Source organism: Rhodococcus sp. LB1 (genome assembly GCF_001583455.1).
GTDB classification, from domain to species: Bacteria; Actinomycetota; Actinomycetes; order Mycobacteriales; family Mycobacteriaceae; genus Rhodococcus_F; species Rhodococcus_F opacus.
On record NZ_LTCZ01000406.1, the window covers coordinates 1 to 15,333 of the forward strand.

The following is a 15,333-nucleotide window of genomic DNA, read 5'->3' on the forward strand; positions in this document are numbered from 1 at the left end:
GACGCGATGACCCGGGTCATCGACGGCGGCTGCACCTTCTCACGAGCCGCGAGATTGCCCGGCGTCATGGCGCCGTCGCGGGCAAGGGTGGCCAGAGCCGACAGCTGGGTCAGCGATACCTGGGCGTCGACGCGGCGCCCACGCAGGTGACGCGTGAGGCGCACGACAGCCAGGGAGAGGTCGCTGGCGAGTGCTCGCGTATCCGTGGTCACGGGAATGACAATACGGGACCGATCGGCCGCCGTTTACGTTACTGCGTCGGTGATCGGACCGACCGCGAAGTAGGCCACGAAGAGAAGCGCCACCACCCACATCAACGGGTGAATCTTCTTGATACCACCGCTCGCAGCATTGAGCACGACCCACGACACGAATCCGACGCCGATGCCGTTGGCGATCGAGTACGTGAACGGCATGACGGCGATGGTGAGGAACGCGGGCAGCGCGATCGAGAACTGGGTGAAATCGATGTCGCGGACCTGACCGATCATCATCGCGCCCACCACGACCAGCGCCGGGGCGGCGGCCTCGATCGGCACCACCGAATACAGCGGGGTCAGGAACATCGCGGCCAGGAACAGTAGTCCCGTCACCACATTCGCGAGTCCGGTGCGGGCGCCCTCGGCGATACCCGAAGCGGATTCCACGAACACCGTGTTGGACGACGCCGACGCGCCGCCACCGACGATGGCGCCGGTGCCCTCGACGACCAGGGCCCGTCCGATGTTGGGCAGGTTGCCGTCCTCATCGGTGAGGCCCGCCTCCTTGCCGAGCCCGGTCATCGTGCCCATGGCGTCGAAGAAGTTGGCGAGCACCAGCGTGAACACCAGCAGGCTGGCCGCGAGTACGCCGATGCGGGTGAACGCGCCGAAGATGCTGACGTCGCCGACGAGGCTGAGATCCGGAAGTTCCGCCAGCACATCGGGTGCGGCCGGGACACTGAGGTTCCAGCCGTGGGGGTTCACGCCCAGCGACGGTCCGACGCCGGCGACGGCCTCGATGATCGCGGCCAGCACGGTGGTGACGACGATGCCGATCAGCAGACCGCCGCGCACCTTGCGCACCACCAGGACACCCATCAGCAGCACACCGAACACGAACGTCACGGTCGGCCAGGAGGAGATCGATCCGTTGATGCCCAGGCCGACGGGGACGGTGGTGCCGGCGGCGTCCGGGATGCGCCGCACGAAACCGGCGTCGACGAGACCGATGAACGCAATGAACATGCCGATACCGGCGGCGATGGCGGATTTGAGCTCGGCCGGAATGGCATTGAACACGGCCGTCCGGAATCCGGTGAGCGCCAACACGACGATGATGACACCGTCGATCACCACGAGGCCCATCGCCTCGGGCCAGGTGACCTGCGGTGCGATGGTGACGGCGAGAAGACTGTTGATGCCGAGGCCCGCCGCGATCGCGAAGGGATAGTTCGCGACGACCCCGAACACGATGCTCATCAGTCCCGCCACCAGGGCCGTGACCGCGGCCACCTGGTTGACGGGGAGGATGTTGCCGAGGACGTCGGTCTTCGCGACGGCGTCGTCGGCGGAGAAGCTACCGAGGATGAGCGGGTTCAGCACCACGATGTATGCCATCGCGACGAACGTCACCACTCCGCCGCGGATCTCCGCGCCTACCGTCGAACCACGCTCGGTGATCTTGAAGTAGTTGTCGAGCAGTTTCGGAGCAGCACCCATTGTTCAGTCCCCATCGCCAGAAGTCGCGCGTCGCCCTTGGAGATTAGGGCACCACGGCGAGGGTAGCGTTCATTCGGTGAACGAATCCGCAGATCGCCCACCCCTCACTCAGCGCCTCGCCGACCCGCGACCTGCGCTGATACTGGGAACGCTGGCGTGGGCGGTCGCGGCCGTCGTGGTGATCGTCACGGGCGACCGGTGGTCGGATGCGCTTCCGACGTGTATAGCGGGGGTCGTCGTCGGATTCCTCGGCTACGGATTGTTCGCGTTGCAGCGGCGGGCGGCCCGGCGCGGCAGCCGCGGGGCACAGCAGGGACTGCTCTAGTGATGCAGCAGGGACTGCTCTAGATCTCGCTGGGGGTCAGGGCGCGGCGGGGCCGGGTGCGGGTCAGCAGGATCCAGAACGCCGCCCACAGCGCGCCGAACGCCCACCCGGCGAGGACGTCGGTCGTCCAGTGCGCGGCGAGGTAGACGCGCGACAGCCCCACCGCCAGCGTGTACAGCACCAGCAGGACGACCAGCGCGATCCGGACGTACCCCACCAGCACGACCCGGAGGGTCACGGCGACGAGAACGCTCGCGAGGATCGCGGTCATCATCGCGTGACCGGACGGGAACGAGAACGTCGAGATCTCCACCAGCCGATCCGGCAGTGGCGGGCGCTGCCGCTCGAACAGATTCTTGAGCGTGGTCATCACGGCCAGACCCGACAGCATCGCGCCGGCCACGAGGACGGCTTCGCGCCGACGGTCCCGGAGCAGGAGGGCGATCGTCAGGACGGTGGACACGATCCAGGCCGCGACGGTTCCGCCGCTGTGCGTGACGACGGTGACGACGTCGATCAACCACGGTGTGCGGTCCCCGACGGCACTGTCGAGAACGCTCTGGTCAAACGACACCGGCGGCGCCCCACGTGCCTTCGGCCCACGACTCGGAGCAATGGGTGGTCCCCTGCTCGTCCACCCACCACGGGACCGCGATCTCGGTGTCGACCGCGCCCGTGAGCTTCACCGTGAGCCGGGGATGGACGACGACGGGACCGTGCGGCAGGTCGCGGCCGAGTGCGGCGAAGGCGAGCACCGCGGCGGGTTCGCGTTCCCACGAGGATTCGCGGCCGGAACCGGTGACGGTGCCGCGGATGGCCGCGGACGCGAGGGGGAGGTCCAGCAGATCGGCGAGAGCCTCGGCGGTGTCCAGGCTCCCGACCACCAGTCGCTCGCGCGGCACCGCGGCGGCCAGCCACGGTGCGTCCAGCACCAGGGCGTCGCCGGGGTCGACGAGTGCGCCCGTCAGGCCGCGCACGTGTTCGGGCAGGTGAAGTTCCTCGAGGTCGAGAAGATGTGCGGCCGCGGCGGCCGCGAGCAGGCTGTGCGCCCGCGCGATCACCGCCGGGCTCGGTTCGCGGTCCGGATCGGCCAGTCGATCCAGGAGGAGCTGCGCGAGTTCGGGGGAGTCGACCGTCGACGGCGCCAGGGCCGCCGCGAACACGGCGGATTCCGGGTGCTCGACGGGGTCGAGCAGTCCGGCGAACGTCTCGTCGGTGGGGTCGCGGAGCAGACCGAGCACCTGACCGTCCAACTCTGCGTTGTGACGCAGCCACCAGGCCGTGTACCCGGCGCGGTCGGCGAGCAGCGGACGCGTCGACGGGTCCCGGGCGAGCATCGTCAGCGCCTGCGGCCAGCGGTCCTCGTCCACCAGGTCCAGGTCGCGCACCGCCCCGATCTCGTCGGGGTCGTCGTCGAGCGTGTCCCACCAGCGGTCCTCGTCGTCGAGGTCGTGATCGGGGCCGGTGGGGAGTTCGGTGCGCAGCACGGTGAAACCCCAGCCGACACCCACGGCGCGGAGGGCGTCCTCCCCCACCCGCTCGGCGAACGCGGCGTCCACGCACGTGAACGGTGAGTCGTCCACCAGGACGTCGGCGAGAGGCGCACCGGGCAACAGCAATTCGTCCGCACCGCGCAACTCCCCGTCGACGTCCGGGAGGGGCAGCTGGCCGAGCCACGACGGCAGGGTGCCGGGGTCGACGCGCCCGGCGAGCGCGAGCACCGCGGTCGACAGTTCTTCTGCCGCCGCGTCGTCGGGGTCGAGATCCTCGATCTCGGCCCGCAACGCGGGATCCGAGAGCAGGTCGACGGCCGTGGCGGTCTTCGCGCCGAGCCGCGACAGCAGCGGGTGCGCGGCATCCGGGTGGACGAGCCGCGTCCAGTCGACCCCCAGGACGCCGTCGATGTCGTGACCCAGCAACACCGTTCGCGGACCGGTCACCGTGCGGCCGTCGGACAGCGGAACCGGGATCGACGCCAGTTCCTCCGCCGCGAGGGCGTCGACGGCCAGCGGTTCGAGCGCCGCGTACAGGCGCTGCCACCAGGACGGTGTCCGCTCGATGCCACTGAGAAGTTCGGTGAGGCGGGCCAGGCCGAGGCGGTGGGCGTCGACGGCGGCCAGCGCGGGCGCCCAGCGTGGCCCGGACAGATCCGGGACGACGAGCCCGTCGACGATCTCGGTGAGGAGTTCGGCGAGTTCCTCGGTGAGCCCGGGGACCACCGACGCCCGAACGGGGGCCTTGTTCGTGCCGCCGACGGTCGGCAGCCAGGGCTGCTCCCGGAGTTCGGTGACGAGATGGTCCCGCAACGCCGAGTCCACCTCGCTGCGTGCGAACGCGGGAGCGGGAACCAGCGACAGTCGCTGCTCGGGTGGCACCGCGGCCACGAACTCGGCGTATCCGGACGCCAACTCGGCGGTCGACGCGCCGGGCAGTATGCGCCTGCGGTCGGGTTGCATGGCGATGTCCGCGACGAGGATCGCGGGTATCGACAGTTCCTCGTCCGACCGTGTGGGGGCGCGAAGGACGTCCTCCGTCACGGGTGAGACGACGCCGTCGCGAACCGGGACGAGCCAGCGTGCGCGCCCGGACTCGTACTGCCACCAGCGGTCGTCGCCGATCGCGACCTCGGTCAACCCGGAATCGAGTGGTCGTTCGCGCCGACGGAACTGCTTGTCGCCCACGGTGATCGAGACGAGTGCCGGGAGTTCGAGCAGGAGGTCGGGTGCCTCGCGGGCCATGTAGGCGAGCAGCGACTCGCCGTCCACGTCCTCGCGCAGCGTCAACACGACTTCCGACGCCGCGCCTGCGGCCGGCCGGTTCTCCGTCGGCCACGCCAGCCGCAGGGCGGGCACGTCCGCTCCCGGGTCCGCACCGTCGAGTTCCCGGAGTTCCGACCTCGTCCGTTCCCCGGAGAACAGCACAGAACCGGACGTCGACCGCAGTTCGACCTCGTCGCTCACCGACAGCACCGCAGTGAAACCGACGCCGTAGCGGCCGACGGTCGTCCCGGACTTGTTCGACGCGCGCAACGCGACGAGCGCCTGGACTCCCGGCTCGTCCAGCGGGGTGCCCGTGTTGGACACGCTCAGGACGCGTCCGTCGAGTTGCACGGACAGCTCACCGGGCACTTCGGCTCGGGCGGCGGCGTCGGCCGCGTTCTGCGCCAGCTCGGTGAGGAGCCGGTCGCGGTAGCCGGCGCGCGCCAGATCGGATTCGGCCGCCGCATCCTCCCGCAGACGGGTCGGGGACGTTCGCCACGCCAGAAGCGTCGAATCCCTCAGGGCGGCGGTGCCGAAAGGATCGGCTAGCTGGTCGATGCGGATTCCTCGGCCTCGGTGACCTCGGCAGCAGCTTCGGGCTCGGGCCGCGACTCGGATTCGGCCTCGGTCTCCGTGTCGGCGACGGCCCGCTCGACGACCTCGACGGCGCCGTCGTCGTAGGCGTCGAATTGAGGCGAACCGGCACCCGAAGGCAGCAGGGTGTCGGAGTGGGCGCCGCAACCGTAGGTGGCGTCGACTACGTGCCCGTCGGCGGCCATCTCGTTGCCGCACACCCCGAACGACGCGTGCAGCGAACCGGCGAGCGGGAGGTAGAAGCCGCACAGCCCGCACGTCGACGGCGCGGCCTTGGCCATCTCGGAATCGGGGCCGTAGTCGCCGTCGTGCCAGCGTTCGGCAGCATCGACGCGACCCTCGAGGCTCATCACCTGCTTGCGACCCAGGCCGAGTTCGAGAGCGACCTCGTCGATCTCGGGGTCACCCGTCGCCACATAGCCGGGGACGAGGCGGGGGTCACCGGCCGGCGGTGCCAGCAGATCGCCCGCGGACAGGTCGCCGGGGCGAATGCGCTGGTCCCACGGAATCCACTCGGGTGCGATCAGCGCATCGGGTCCGGGGAGGAGGGCGAGTTCGCTGACGGTGGCATGGTCCGCTTCGGGATCGGCAGCCACCACCACCGCCCACTGCCAGCCCCGGTATCCCGGAAGATCCGCAACGAAGCGGTGAGTCGCGGCGCACGCGTCCTCGGACGTGACGCCCAGGTAGTCGCCGACTCCCCCTTCCTGCAGTTCGACCAAGGCGGTTCGGGCGAGCTCGACGGCGTCGGTCAGTACGGGACGCGCCACTGCGCGCTCGTCGGAAGAAGCAACACTCACACCACCAGTTTGCCGCACCACCGCAAGTGCGTGCCCACCTGGGCTGTCATGCTGGTCCGATGACCGGCCGGAGGCACCTCGTCCCAGCCCTGCTCGCGGTGGCGTGGATGGTCACCGCGTGCTCCCCGCAGAGTCCCGTGGCGGCGGGCGCGTCCGACGCGGACCTTCACGTGGAGATCGTCCGCACCCTCGACCACGACCCGAATGCGTTCACCCAGGGACTCGAGATCGACGGCCCCGAGTTGCTCGAGGGCACCGGCCGCCCCGGCGAGTCCTGGGTGCAGGCCACCGACCTCGACAGCGGCACCGTCCGGGCGCGCGCGGAATTGCCGTCTCCCCTGTTCGGCGAGGGCATCACGGTGAGCGGCGACACGATCTGGCAGCTGACGTGGCGTGACGGGGTGGCCGTCGCCCGGGATCGCGCGACACTCGCCGAACAGCGGCGAGTCCCGTTCGACGGCGAAGGGTGGGGCATCTGCGCGTTGCCCGACGCCCTCGTCACCAGTGACGGCTCACCCACCCTCACGTTCCGCGACCCGGTCACGTTCGAACCCCGGCGCACCGTGCAGGCGGCGCAGGACGGAAGCCCGCTGTCCCGCCTCAACGAACTCGAATGCGCGGACGACGGCGCGATCTACGCGAACGTCTGGACCACCGACACCCTCGTCCGCATCGATCCCTCGGACGGGCGGGTCACCGCGGAGGTCGACGCCTCGGCCCTGCGCGACGCGCTTCCGCCGGGCCCGCGGGACGTCGACGTCCTCAACGGCATCGCCCAGATCCCGGGAACGGACCGCTTCCTCGTCACCGGAAAGTACTGGCCGCGCATGTTCGAGGTGCGGTTCGTTCCCTGACAGGCCGATCTGACCAGCATTGGCCGGGGTTGCTGTGGTCGCATGTCTCCCGACTAGGACAGAATTAGGGAGTGACCGGACCGCGCGAACCCTACGAGCCTGACGGCGGTCGGGCTCCTGACGAGAATTCCGGGCCCCCCGTTCATCCCGGCTACGACAAATACCCGCCGGCCGCACGCTCGGGAGGTCGACGCACACCGCTCCCACCCCTCCATCCGGTCGGCGGCGGGCAGCGTCCCCGTTCCGACGAGGAACGGGCGGACGCCCCCAAGGCGCCGCCGATGCCGCGCAAACTCACCGTCACCCGGGTCGCGGCGATGCGCAGCCGGGAACTCACCAACAAGGGCATCGCGACGTTCCATCGCGCGGCCAAGGCGGACGGTGCGGACAAGTCGGGGCTGACCGCGCTCACCTACGCGGTGATGGCCAACAACGCGACCGACGCGGCCATCGCCGTCGCACTGGCGAACACACTTTTCTTCTCGGCCGCGACAGGCGAGGACAAGACGAAGGTCGCGCTGTACCTCCTGATCACCATCGCCCCGTTCGCCGTCATCGCTCCGCTGATCGGTCCGATGCTCGACCGGCTTCAGCACGGCCGTCGCGTCGCACTGGCCACGTCGTTCGGCCTCCGGACGATCCTGGCGATCGTCCTCGTCTTCAACTTCGACAGCTGGGTGCTGTATCCGGCCGCGCTCGGAATGATGGTGCTCAGCAAGTCCTTCTCGGTGCTCAAGAGTGCGGTCACACCACGTGTGCTGCCACCGGAGATCGACCTGGTGCGGGTCAACTCCCGGCTCACCGTGTTCGGACTTCTCGGCGGAACCATCGGTGCCGGCGCCCTCGCGGGTGGTCTCGCCATGGCCACCGGGTCCGTCGGCGCGCTGTGGCTGGCGGCGGTCATCACCGCCCTCGGCGCGTACCTCAGCATGCGGATCCCGTCGTGGGTGGAGGTCACCGAGGGCGAGGTCCCCGCCACCCTCACGTACCACGGCGACGAGCACCCGACCGAGGTGCTGGGACGCACCCGCGTGCTGCAGCCCGAGGCCGCGGCCACCGCAAAATCCGGTAAACGCAGGCAACCGCTGGGCCGCGCGGTCATCACCGGGTTGTGGGGCAACAGCACCATCCGCGTGCTCACCGGGTTCCTCACGCTGTACATCGCGTTCGTCGCGAAGTCGAAGACCGACCACGAGCCGCTGGTGCAGGCCGCGATGCTCGGTCTGGTCGGCGCCGCCGCCGGCATCGGCAACTTCGCCGGCAACGCCGCGGGCGCCCGGATCAAACTCGGCCGCCCCGCCCTGATCGTGCTGCGCTGCACGGGTGCCGTGTGGATCATCGCCGTCCTCGCCGCGATCACCGACAACCTGCTCACCGCCGCCCTCGCCACCCTCGTCGCGTCGGCGGCCAGCGCCCTCGCCAAGGTGTCGCTGGACGCGTCGCTGCAGCACGACCTGCCCGAGGAGTCCATCGCGTCCGGATTCGGCAGATCCGAGACGGTTCTGCAGCTGAGCTGGGTCGTGGGCGGCGCGCTGGGCGTACTGCTGCCCACCGAGTACTGGATCGGGTTCTCGGTCGTGTCCGCCGTCATGACCATCGGGCTCGTCCAGACCGTCCTCACCTACCGCGGCAGCACCCTTCTGCCCGGACTCGGCGGAAAACGCCCCGACCTGGCCGAACAAGAAGTGACCGAGCCCCACTCGACCCACCGGGCCGACCGATCGACAGGAAATGTGACGTAAGTGAGAATGCAGGCGCGAACCAAGAAGATCCTGGCACTGATCGTGGTGGGCCTGATGGTGGTCCTGGTGGCCTTCGTCGGAGTCATGTACGCGCTCATCCGCAATTCCTCGCCCCGCCTGCCCGAGATCACCGCCTTCGCGCACAACCGGGCCGAGCAGATCCCCCCGCTGGCGTACTGCAACCTGTATCTCGAGGACTGCACGACCGGCGACCTCGCCGAACTCGACGTGCCCCCCGGCTCCTCGCTGCAGCTGTCGCTGCCGCAGGAGATCGTCGATGCACCGTGGCGCATGCTCGTCGTGTACCAGGACGCATCGGGGCAGGTCGTCGTCCAGCAACAGGCTCACCGTGCCGGTGAGACCCGCGCCGTGACCGTGCCGTCGTCGGAGGACCTGCAGCTGGCAGGCGTCGAGATCCAGTTGCCGTCCGCCGTCATCGACGAGCAGGGGCTCACGCAGGCGCGGGCCGCCTGGTCGATCAAGACCGCCTAGCACGACACACGAAGAAGGCCCCTGCGTCGAAGCGCAGGGGCCTTTTCGTCGTCCGTCGAATCAGCTGTCGAGCTCGCGCGCGACGGCGCGGACCACCTCGGAGATGCGCTGGGCCGTCTTGCGGTCCGGGTACTTGCCCTTGCGGAGGTCGGGCTGGACCTTCGCCTCGAGCAGCGTGATCATGTCCTCGACCATGCCGTGGAGTTCGTCCGGCGTGTGCTTCTTGGCGGACGGCTCCTTGCGCGCGGCGTTCTGACGCAGCGACGGCGCCGGGTCGAGCACCTTGAGGCTCAGAGCCTGGGGTCCGCGTCGACCGGCGGCCATGCCGAACTCGACGCGCTGGCCGGCCTTGAGGCCGTCGACGCCCTCGGGAAGAGCGGACGAACGCACATAGACGTCCTCCCCCTCCTCCTGCGACAGAAAGCCGAAGCCCTTTTCGACGTCGTACCACTTCACCTTGCCGGTCGGCACCGCGTTCACCCGCTCATCACTTGGAGTGCAGTTGGTTGCACTTGGTATGCAAAACAGCGCGCCCCACCTCTGGTGCGGGACGCGCAGTGCCCACAGTCTACCTTGCAGAGACCCCCTCCGGCATCCGGGTTTCCAGGCACTATCGTTGCTGGTGTGGCCCACGAACCGACTCCTTCGAGCACTCCTCAGACACCCCGGAGGGGCGACGGACTGCTGCGCGTCGCACTCGCCCTCTTCGCGATCGGCTTCGTCGCGATCGTGGCGATCTTCCTGACCCCGGTGCTCTCCGATTCCGAACCGGGCCTCGTTCTCTATCTCATCGCCCTCGCGTGCCCGATCGGCTTCCTTCTCGGAATCGTCGCGGCACTGAGGCAGGGCAGACGCTCGCGCTGACACACCCGACCACCGACCGATGGGACGATCATGAGAATTCTGCTCAACATCATCTGGCTGATCTTCGGCGGTCTGTGGCTGGCGCTGGGGTACTTCGTCGCCGGAATCCTCTGCTGCATCCTGATCATCACGATCCCGTTCGGCATCGCGTCGTTCCGGGTCGGCGTCTACGCACTGTGGCCGTTCGGCAAGACGGTGGTCGACAAGCCGACGGCCGGTGTGGCCTCGCTGATCGGCAACGTCATCTGGTTCGTCATCGCTGGTCTGTGGCTCGCGATCGGGCACGTCGTCACGGCAATCGCCATGGCGATCACGATCATCGGGATCCCGCTCGCGGTCGCGAATCTCAAGATGATCCCCATCTCGCTCATGCCTCTCGGCAAGGACATCGTCGACGCTCCCCAGTGATGTGAGCTTCCTCACATAACGGCCCGGTAACGGAAGGGCAACGGCTCGGCGATACGCACGTCTTGTCCCCACTAGCTGGGAAGAGTCCCTGCGCGCCCAATGAGGCCCCGCAACAGGCGAAGACACTCCGCGTTATCAAATGGTGACACTGCGGCCTCGGCCCGTTACCGTCGTCACCGGCCGAGGAAACATCGGCCACATCCGGCCCGCCGCGCCAAACCTCGTCCCGCGGGTACCGGAGTCCCGACGAAGCATTCCAGGGACGAGGACGGGGGACCCAAAGTCCTCCAGGGAACGCAAGTTCTCAGACGGACACCGGCCCGAATGTGCCTCGCACACTCGGATCTTGGGGTGAAGCCAGACCCTCTCCAGCCAGGAGAGGCGAGGCCGGGCGACCTCTCAGCCCGAACCCGACAGCTGACCTCGCAGGCGCGTGTGGAGAGGATCTCGACCACTATGAGCGGACGCCATCGCAAGCCCACCACCACCGGCCGCACCGTCGCCAAGGTCGCCGTCACCGGCGCCATCATGGGCGTCGCCGGAGCAGCCTTCTCGGGCACCGCGAACGCGGCACCCGACTCCGACTGGGACCGCCTCGCGCAGTGCGAGTCCGGCGGAAACTGGGGAATCAACACCGGAAACGGCTTCCAGGGCGGACTCCAGTTCTCCCCGAGCACCTGGAACGCACACGGTGGAACCCAGTACGCGGCCACCGCCAACCAGGCCTCGCGTGAAGAGCAGATCGTCGTCGCCGAGAAGGTCCTCGACTCCCAGGGCTGGGGCGCATGGCCGTCCTGCTCCTCGAGCCTCGGCCTGAGCAGCGCACCCACCCAGCGCACCGCCCCCGCAACCGTGCCCGAGGCCCCCGCGGCGCCGGCACTCCCCGACCTCACGGGCGGCGTCCCCAGCACCAACGGCACCTCGCAGTACGCCGGTGCCGTCGACAACGCGATCGAGGCCGTCAAGGCTCAGGGCATCGCGATCGATCCCCAGATCCTGCAGCTCATCGACGCCAACAAGGGACTGCTCCCGCAGTAATCCCCCCGCAATTCACAGAAGGTGCAGGGCCCCTCTTCTGTCGTCGGGTCAGCGGTTGATCACGGTGTGCGGATGCGCGTACGGCAGTGAGTCCGCCGGCAGCGGGAACTCGGTGTCCTCGCCGAACGGGGACAATCCGCCCGCACGGCTCGACGACAGTTCGGTCACGGCGCTATCTCCATCGGCGGTTTCGGGCCACCCTGGATCCACGTACTGCTTCTTCGAATTGTTAGCCACGGTGCCATTTTGACAGGAGCATTCGGCGACGTACAGCCCAGGTCTCTAATCTGATAGTCGATGACCGACACCGACGACACCACCGCGAGCACCCACGGCACCGCAGCCTCGTCCCGCGGCGCCGCGACCCTCGCGGACTGGCTGGCCGCGCGCAGCGACGCCGAACTGACGGATCTGCTTCGCAAACGCCCCGACCTGGCGGTTCCACCGCCGGCCACGATCGTCGTCCTCGCCGGCCGCGCCGAACAGCGGGCATCGGTGGCCCGCGCGGCCGACAACCTCACGTCCCTGGACTTCGGCATCCTCGAACTCTTGGCGCTCGAACGGGCCGACGAGATCGCCGTACCGCGAGCCACCCTGCAGGACGCGGTGGGCTCGCGGGCGACGAAGAAGACCGTCGACGCCACGCTGGACGGCCTGCGGTCCGTGGGGATCGTCTGGGGGGACAAGGCGTCGCTGCGCATCGTTCCCGCTGTCGTGGCCACCATCCCGTGGCGGGTCGGGCGCAGCGCCGAGCCTGTCGAGACGCTCGACGAACCCGGGATCACGGCCGCGCTGGACGGACTGCAGAGCGTCGAGCGGGACATCCTCGAGACCCTGTCGAAGTCGAGTTCGATCGGACGGACGCGGGACGCGGCCCCCGGAACACCCCCCGACCGTCCCGTGCAGCGACTCCTCGCCGCCGGGCTACTGCGGTGGATCGACGACGAAACCGTCGAACTGCCCTACCAGGTGCGGCAGGTCCTGCGCGGGGAGGCCGTCTTCGACCCCACGTCGCTGGCCGCGCCCACCGTGACCGGCCGCAAACACAAGCCGGCCGACATCAATGCCGCCGCGGCAGGTGAGGCGCTCGAACTGGTTCGCCACTGCGAGGACGTCGTCAAGGCTCTCGGCGAGATCCCGGCGCCCGCGCTGCGGGCGGGTGGTCTCGGTGTCCGCGAACTGCGGCGGATCGCCAAGACGTCCGGCATCGACGAGAACCGGCTGAGTCTGCTCGTCGAGCTGCTCTCGGCCGCGGGACTGATCGCGAGCGGCACCCCGGACCCGGCCCCGACGTCCGACAGCGGGGAGAACTACTGGGCCCCGACCACCACGGTCGACAACTGGCTCACCGCGCCGGTCGCCCGGCGGTGGCACGCCCTGGCCGCCGCGTGGCTGGAACTGCCGCGGATGGCGTGGTTCATCGGCATGCGCGACGCCAACGACAAACCGGTCGCCGCGCTGTCCGAGGAAGTGCGCGCGCCGTCCGCTCCGCGCGACCGGCAGGCGATCCTCGGACTGCTGGCGGAGCTCGGCAGCGGCCACTCGGCGGATCCCGCGGACGTCAGCCGGCTGCTGGCGTGGCGTCGCCCCCGCTGGGGTGCCCGGCTGCGGGTCCACGCGGTGGAACGCACCCTCGACGAGGCCGCGACGCTCGGACTCGTCGCCCGCGGAGCGCTCAGCTCACCCGGACGCGCCCTGCTCCACGGCGGCGACGCCGAGGCCGAGATGCACGCGTCACTGCCCGAACCCGTCGACCACGTCCTCGTCCAGGCCGACCTGACCGTCGTCGCCCCCGGCCCGCTGACCCCCGACCTGCTGGAGCAGATCACCCTGGTCGCGGACATCGAGTCCGCCGGGGCGGCGTCGATGTACCGGATCAGCGAAGACAGCGTCCGCCGCGCCCTCGACGTCGGGATGACGGCAGCCGAACTGCACAGCCTGTTCGCGACACGGTCACGCACACCCGTCCCGCAGTCGCTGTCGTATCTGATCGACGACGTCGCGAGGCGGCACGGCCGGCTCCGGGCGGGCGTCGCGGCGTCGTTCGTCCGCTGCGAGGACCCCACGCTGCTCGCGGAGGTCCTGGCGTCGCCGGTGGCCGCATCTCTGGCCCTGCGCGCGCTGGCACCGACGGTGGCGGTGTCGCAGGCACCGCTGCGGGAAGTACTGGGCGAACTGCGGGCGGCCGGTTTCGCGCCCGCAGGCGAGGACTCGTCCGGCGCCCTGGTCGACCTGCGCCCCCGCGGCGCCCGGGTCCTGACCCGGCGCAAGGCTCCCGCCGGCCGCACCCCGGCCGTCGCCACGGACGCCCAGCTCGACGCGGTGGTCCGGACCCTCCGCGCGGGTGACCTGGCCGCGTCGGCCCGGGGTTCCGGCAGCATCCGGTCCGACGGGTCGCGGGCCAGCAGCGCCGCGACCATCGCCCTGCTCAACGCCGCGGCGCGGGAACGCACCAGCGTGACGATCGGTTACGTCGATGCGCAGGGCGTGGCGACGCACCGCATCGTCGATCCCGTGAGCGTCGGCGGCGGTCAGCTCGACGCGTTCGACCCGGCGAGCGGCGCGGTCCGGCGGTTCACCCTCCACCGCATCACGTCTGTCGCCCGCGTCGACTGACCCGTGAGTACTTGTTAACAAGTACTCACGGGTCAGATAACGATTCTGCGCAAACGCCGAGGAATTCCGGGGCGCGCAATACCGTGATGCTGGTATGTACCTGGCCGGGGACGACTACCAGGAGGCAGAACCGTGATTGTCACAGCAACGAAGCCGTCACATGGTTGGTTACGAGGCGTCGTCCGGCTGATGGTTGCCGTGGTGATCCTGCCGCTGGCGTTCGTCCTCGTCGGCGGCGGAACGGCCTCCGCCGACCCGTACAGCCGTCTGCGCGAGCACTGGGTCGACGCACCTGGCGGGGTCGGTCAGATCAAGGTGCGCATGTGGCTCGCGAACAACGGCAGCAACAAGGCCCTCTATTTGCTCGACGGCCTCCGCGCAACCAACGACGTCAGCGGGTGGGAACACGAAACCAACGCCGCGTGGCTGTCCGACCACGGGATCACCGTCGTCGAACCGGTCGGCGGGCAGTCCAGCTTCTACACGGACTGGTACGCCCCCAGCAACACCAACGGTCAGCCGTACACGTACAAGTGGGAGTCGTTCCTCACCCAGAACCTGCCCGACTTCCTGGCGAACAATTACGGCATCAGCCGCACCAGCAACGCCATCGCCGGACTGTCGATGGGCGGCAACGCGGCCCTCATCCTCGCCGCCTACCACCGCGACCAGTTCACGTTCGCCGGGTCGATGTCCGGGTACCTGAACCTGTCGGCCCCGGGCATGCGTGAGGCGATCCGGATCGCGATGCTCGACTCCGGTGGCTACAACGCCGACTGCATGTGGGGCCCGCCGTGGGATCCGGCGTGGCTCCGCAACGACCCGTTCGTCGCGGCGCCCCTCATGCGCGGGCTGCCGATGTGGATCTCGGCGGGCGCCGGCCTCCCCGGCCCGCACGATCAGCCGCAATCCGCCATCGACGTCTTCAACGTCGGCACCGGCATGGGCCTCGAGGCCATCGCGCTGGCCCAGAACCGTGCCTTCCAGGTGCGGCTCGACACCCTCGGCATCCCCGCGCATTACGACTTTCCGGCGACGGGAACCCACAGCTGGGGCTACTGGCAGGACCAGTTGTGGGCCATGCTGCCGATGATGAAGGCGTCGATCGGCGCCTGACCATGGCCTCCGGCCCCGTGAGTAC

The 15,333-nt window shown here is 69.4% G+C and carries 16 protein-coding genes and 1 riboswitch; of the genes, 9 read left to right on the top strand and 7 right to left on the bottom strand.

Annotated elements, in window-relative coordinates; translation table 11 throughout:
* Positions 1 to 212 (bottom strand): MarR family transcriptional regulator (locus AZG88_RS40135; RefSeq protein ID WP_156517743.1); only part of this gene is annotated, 212 nt, incomplete at its 3' end.
* A gap of 33 nt (positions 213 to 245) precedes the next feature.
* Positions 246 to 1,700, bottom strand: a complete 1,455-nt coding sequence (locus tag AZG88_RS40140; RefSeq protein WP_005244137.1) for an NCS2 family permease — start codon at positions 1,698 to 1,700, stop codon at positions 246 to 248.
* 76 nt (positions 1,701 to 1,776) lie between these two features.
* Between AZG88_RS40140 and AZG88_RS40145 the strand changes: the two genes are divergently transcribed.
* Positions 1,777 to 2,025, top strand: coding sequence for a DUF2530 domain-containing protein (locus tag AZG88_RS40145; protein WP_005244138.1), 249 nt, complete (start codon positions 1,777 to 1,779; stop codon positions 2,023 to 2,025).
* 19 nt (positions 2,026 to 2,044) lie between these two features.
* Here the strand turns inward: AZG88_RS40145 and AZG88_RS40150 are convergent, their stop codons facing one another.
* From AZG88_RS40150 to AZG88_RS40165, 3 genes are all read right to left on the bottom strand, one after another.
* A complete protein-coding gene (locus AZG88_RS40150) occupies positions 2,045 to 2,599 on the bottom strand; it encodes a phosphatase PAP2 family protein (RefSeq protein ID WP_061700892.1) in 555 nt (184 codons plus the stop codon).
* Positions 2,589 to 5,153: a hypothetical protein gene (locus AZG88_RS40155; protein ID WP_061700894.1), complete on the bottom strand. Its 2,565-nt coding sequence runs from the start codon at positions 5,151 to 5,153 to the stop codon at positions 2,589 to 2,591. The genes AZG88_RS40150 and AZG88_RS40155 overlap by 11 nt, the downstream gene beginning before the upstream one ends.
* 176 nt (positions 5,154 to 5,329) lie before the next feature.
* Positions 5,330 to 6,199: a DUF3027 domain-containing protein gene (locus AZG88_RS40165; protein ID WP_005244145.1), complete on the bottom strand. Its 870-nt coding sequence runs from the start codon at positions 6,197 to 6,199 to the stop codon at positions 5,330 to 5,332.
* A 38-nt stretch (positions 6,200 to 6,237) separates the two neighbouring features.
* Between AZG88_RS40165 and AZG88_RS40170 the strand changes: the two genes are divergently transcribed.
* From AZG88_RS40170 to AZG88_RS40180, 3 genes are all read left to right on the top strand, one after another.
* Positions 6,238 to 7,032 carry a glutaminyl-peptide cyclotransferase gene (locus tag AZG88_RS40170; RefSeq protein ID WP_005244147.1) on the top strand — a complete coding sequence of 265 codons (795 nt, stop codon included), beginning with the start codon at positions 6,238 to 6,240 and terminating at the stop codon, positions 7,030 to 7,032.
* Between the two features lie 71 nt (positions 7,033 to 7,103).
* The gene (locus tag AZG88_RS40175) at positions 7,104 to 8,774 is read left to right on the top strand and encodes an MFS transporter (RefSeq protein ID WP_005244150.1); all 1,671 of its coding nucleotides are present in this window, start codon (positions 7,104 to 7,106) and stop codon (positions 8,772 to 8,774) included.
* 6 nt (positions 8,775 to 8,780) lie between these two features.
* Positions 8,781 to 9,266, top strand: coding sequence for a DUF2771 domain-containing protein (locus AZG88_RS40180; RefSeq protein ID WP_061700896.1), 486 nt, complete (start codon positions 8,781 to 8,783; stop codon positions 9,264 to 9,266).
* 60 nt (positions 9,267 to 9,326) lie between these two features.
* On the opposite strand, the gene AZG88_RS40185 is transcribed toward AZG88_RS40180, so the two are convergent.
* A complete protein-coding gene (locus tag AZG88_RS40185; protein WP_025431900.1) occupies positions 9,327 to 9,737 on the bottom strand; it encodes a cold-shock protein in 411 nt (136 codons plus the stop codon).
* Between the two features lie 153 nt (positions 9,738 to 9,890).
* Here AZG88_RS40185 and AZG88_RS40190 point away from each other — a divergent pair, with 153 nt between their 5' ends.
* From AZG88_RS40190 to AZG88_RS40200, 3 genes are all read left to right on the top strand, one after another.
* Positions 9,891 to 10,130 carry a hypothetical protein gene (locus AZG88_RS40190; RefSeq protein WP_005255274.1) on the top strand — a complete coding sequence of 80 codons (240 nt, stop codon included), beginning with the start codon at positions 9,891 to 9,893 and terminating at the stop codon, positions 10,128 to 10,130.
* Between the two features lie 30 nt (positions 10,131 to 10,160).
* Positions 10,161 to 10,538, top strand: a complete 378-nt coding sequence (locus AZG88_RS40195) for a YccF domain-containing protein (protein ID WP_005244158.1) — start codon at positions 10,161 to 10,163, stop codon at positions 10,536 to 10,538.
* Positions 10,539 to 10,772: 234 nt separating this feature from the next.
* Positions 10,773 to 10,986: riboswitch (cyclic di-AMP (ydaO/yuaA leader) on the top strand.
* A gap of 8 nt (positions 10,987 to 10,994) precedes the next feature.
* A complete protein-coding gene (locus AZG88_RS40200) occupies positions 10,995 to 11,576 on the top strand; it encodes a transglycosylase family protein (RefSeq protein WP_005244159.1) in 582 nt (193 codons plus the stop codon).
* A gap of 48 nt (positions 11,577 to 11,624) precedes the next feature.
* On the opposite strand, the gene AZG88_RS40205 is transcribed toward AZG88_RS40200, so the two are convergent.
* Positions 11,625 to 11,813, bottom strand: a complete 189-nt coding sequence (locus tag AZG88_RS40205) for a hypothetical protein (protein ID WP_025431899.1) — start codon at positions 11,811 to 11,813, stop codon at positions 11,625 to 11,627.
* Between the two features lie 60 nt (positions 11,814 to 11,873).
* On the opposite strand from AZG88_RS40205, the gene AZG88_RS40210 reads away from it, so the two are divergent.
* Positions 11,874 to 14,192, top strand: a complete 2,319-nt coding sequence (locus AZG88_RS40210) for a helicase-associated domain-containing protein (protein ID WP_025431898.1) — start codon at positions 11,874 to 11,876, stop codon at positions 14,190 to 14,192.
* Positions 14,193 to 14,324: 132 nt separating this feature from the next.
* On the top strand, positions 14,325 to 15,308 hold the full coding sequence (locus tag AZG88_RS40215) for an alpha/beta hydrolase (protein ID WP_257014693.1): 984 nt from the start codon (positions 14,325 to 14,327) through the stop codon (positions 15,306 to 15,308).
* Positions 15,309 to 15,333 lie beyond the last annotated feature (25 nt).

Excerpts from the sequence above, each read along its gene's own strand:
- AZG88_RS40140 (WP_005244137.1), bottom strand. The coding sequence starts at position 1,700 with ATGGGTGCTGCTCCGAAACTGCTCGACAACTACTTCAAGATCACCGAG.
- AZG88_RS40170 (WP_005244147.1), top strand. The coding sequence starts at position 6,238 with ATGACCGGCCGGAGGCACCTCGTCCCAGCCCTGCTCGCGGTGGCGTGG.
- AZG88_RS40180 (WP_061700896.1), top strand. The coding sequence starts at position 8,781 with ATGCAGGCGCGAACCAAGAAGATCCTGGCACTGATCGTGGTGGGCCTG.
- AZG88_RS40195 (WP_005244158.1), top strand. The coding sequence starts at position 10,161 with ATGAGAATTCTGCTCAACATCATCTGGCTGATCTTCGGCGGTCTGTGG.
- AZG88_RS40200 (WP_005244159.1), top strand. The coding sequence starts at position 10,995 with ATGAGCGGACGCCATCGCAAGCCCACCACCACCGGCCGCACCGTCGCC.
- AZG88_RS40210 (WP_025431898.1), top strand. The coding sequence starts at position 11,874 with ATGACCGACACCGACGACACCACCGCGAGCACCCACGGCACCGCAGCC.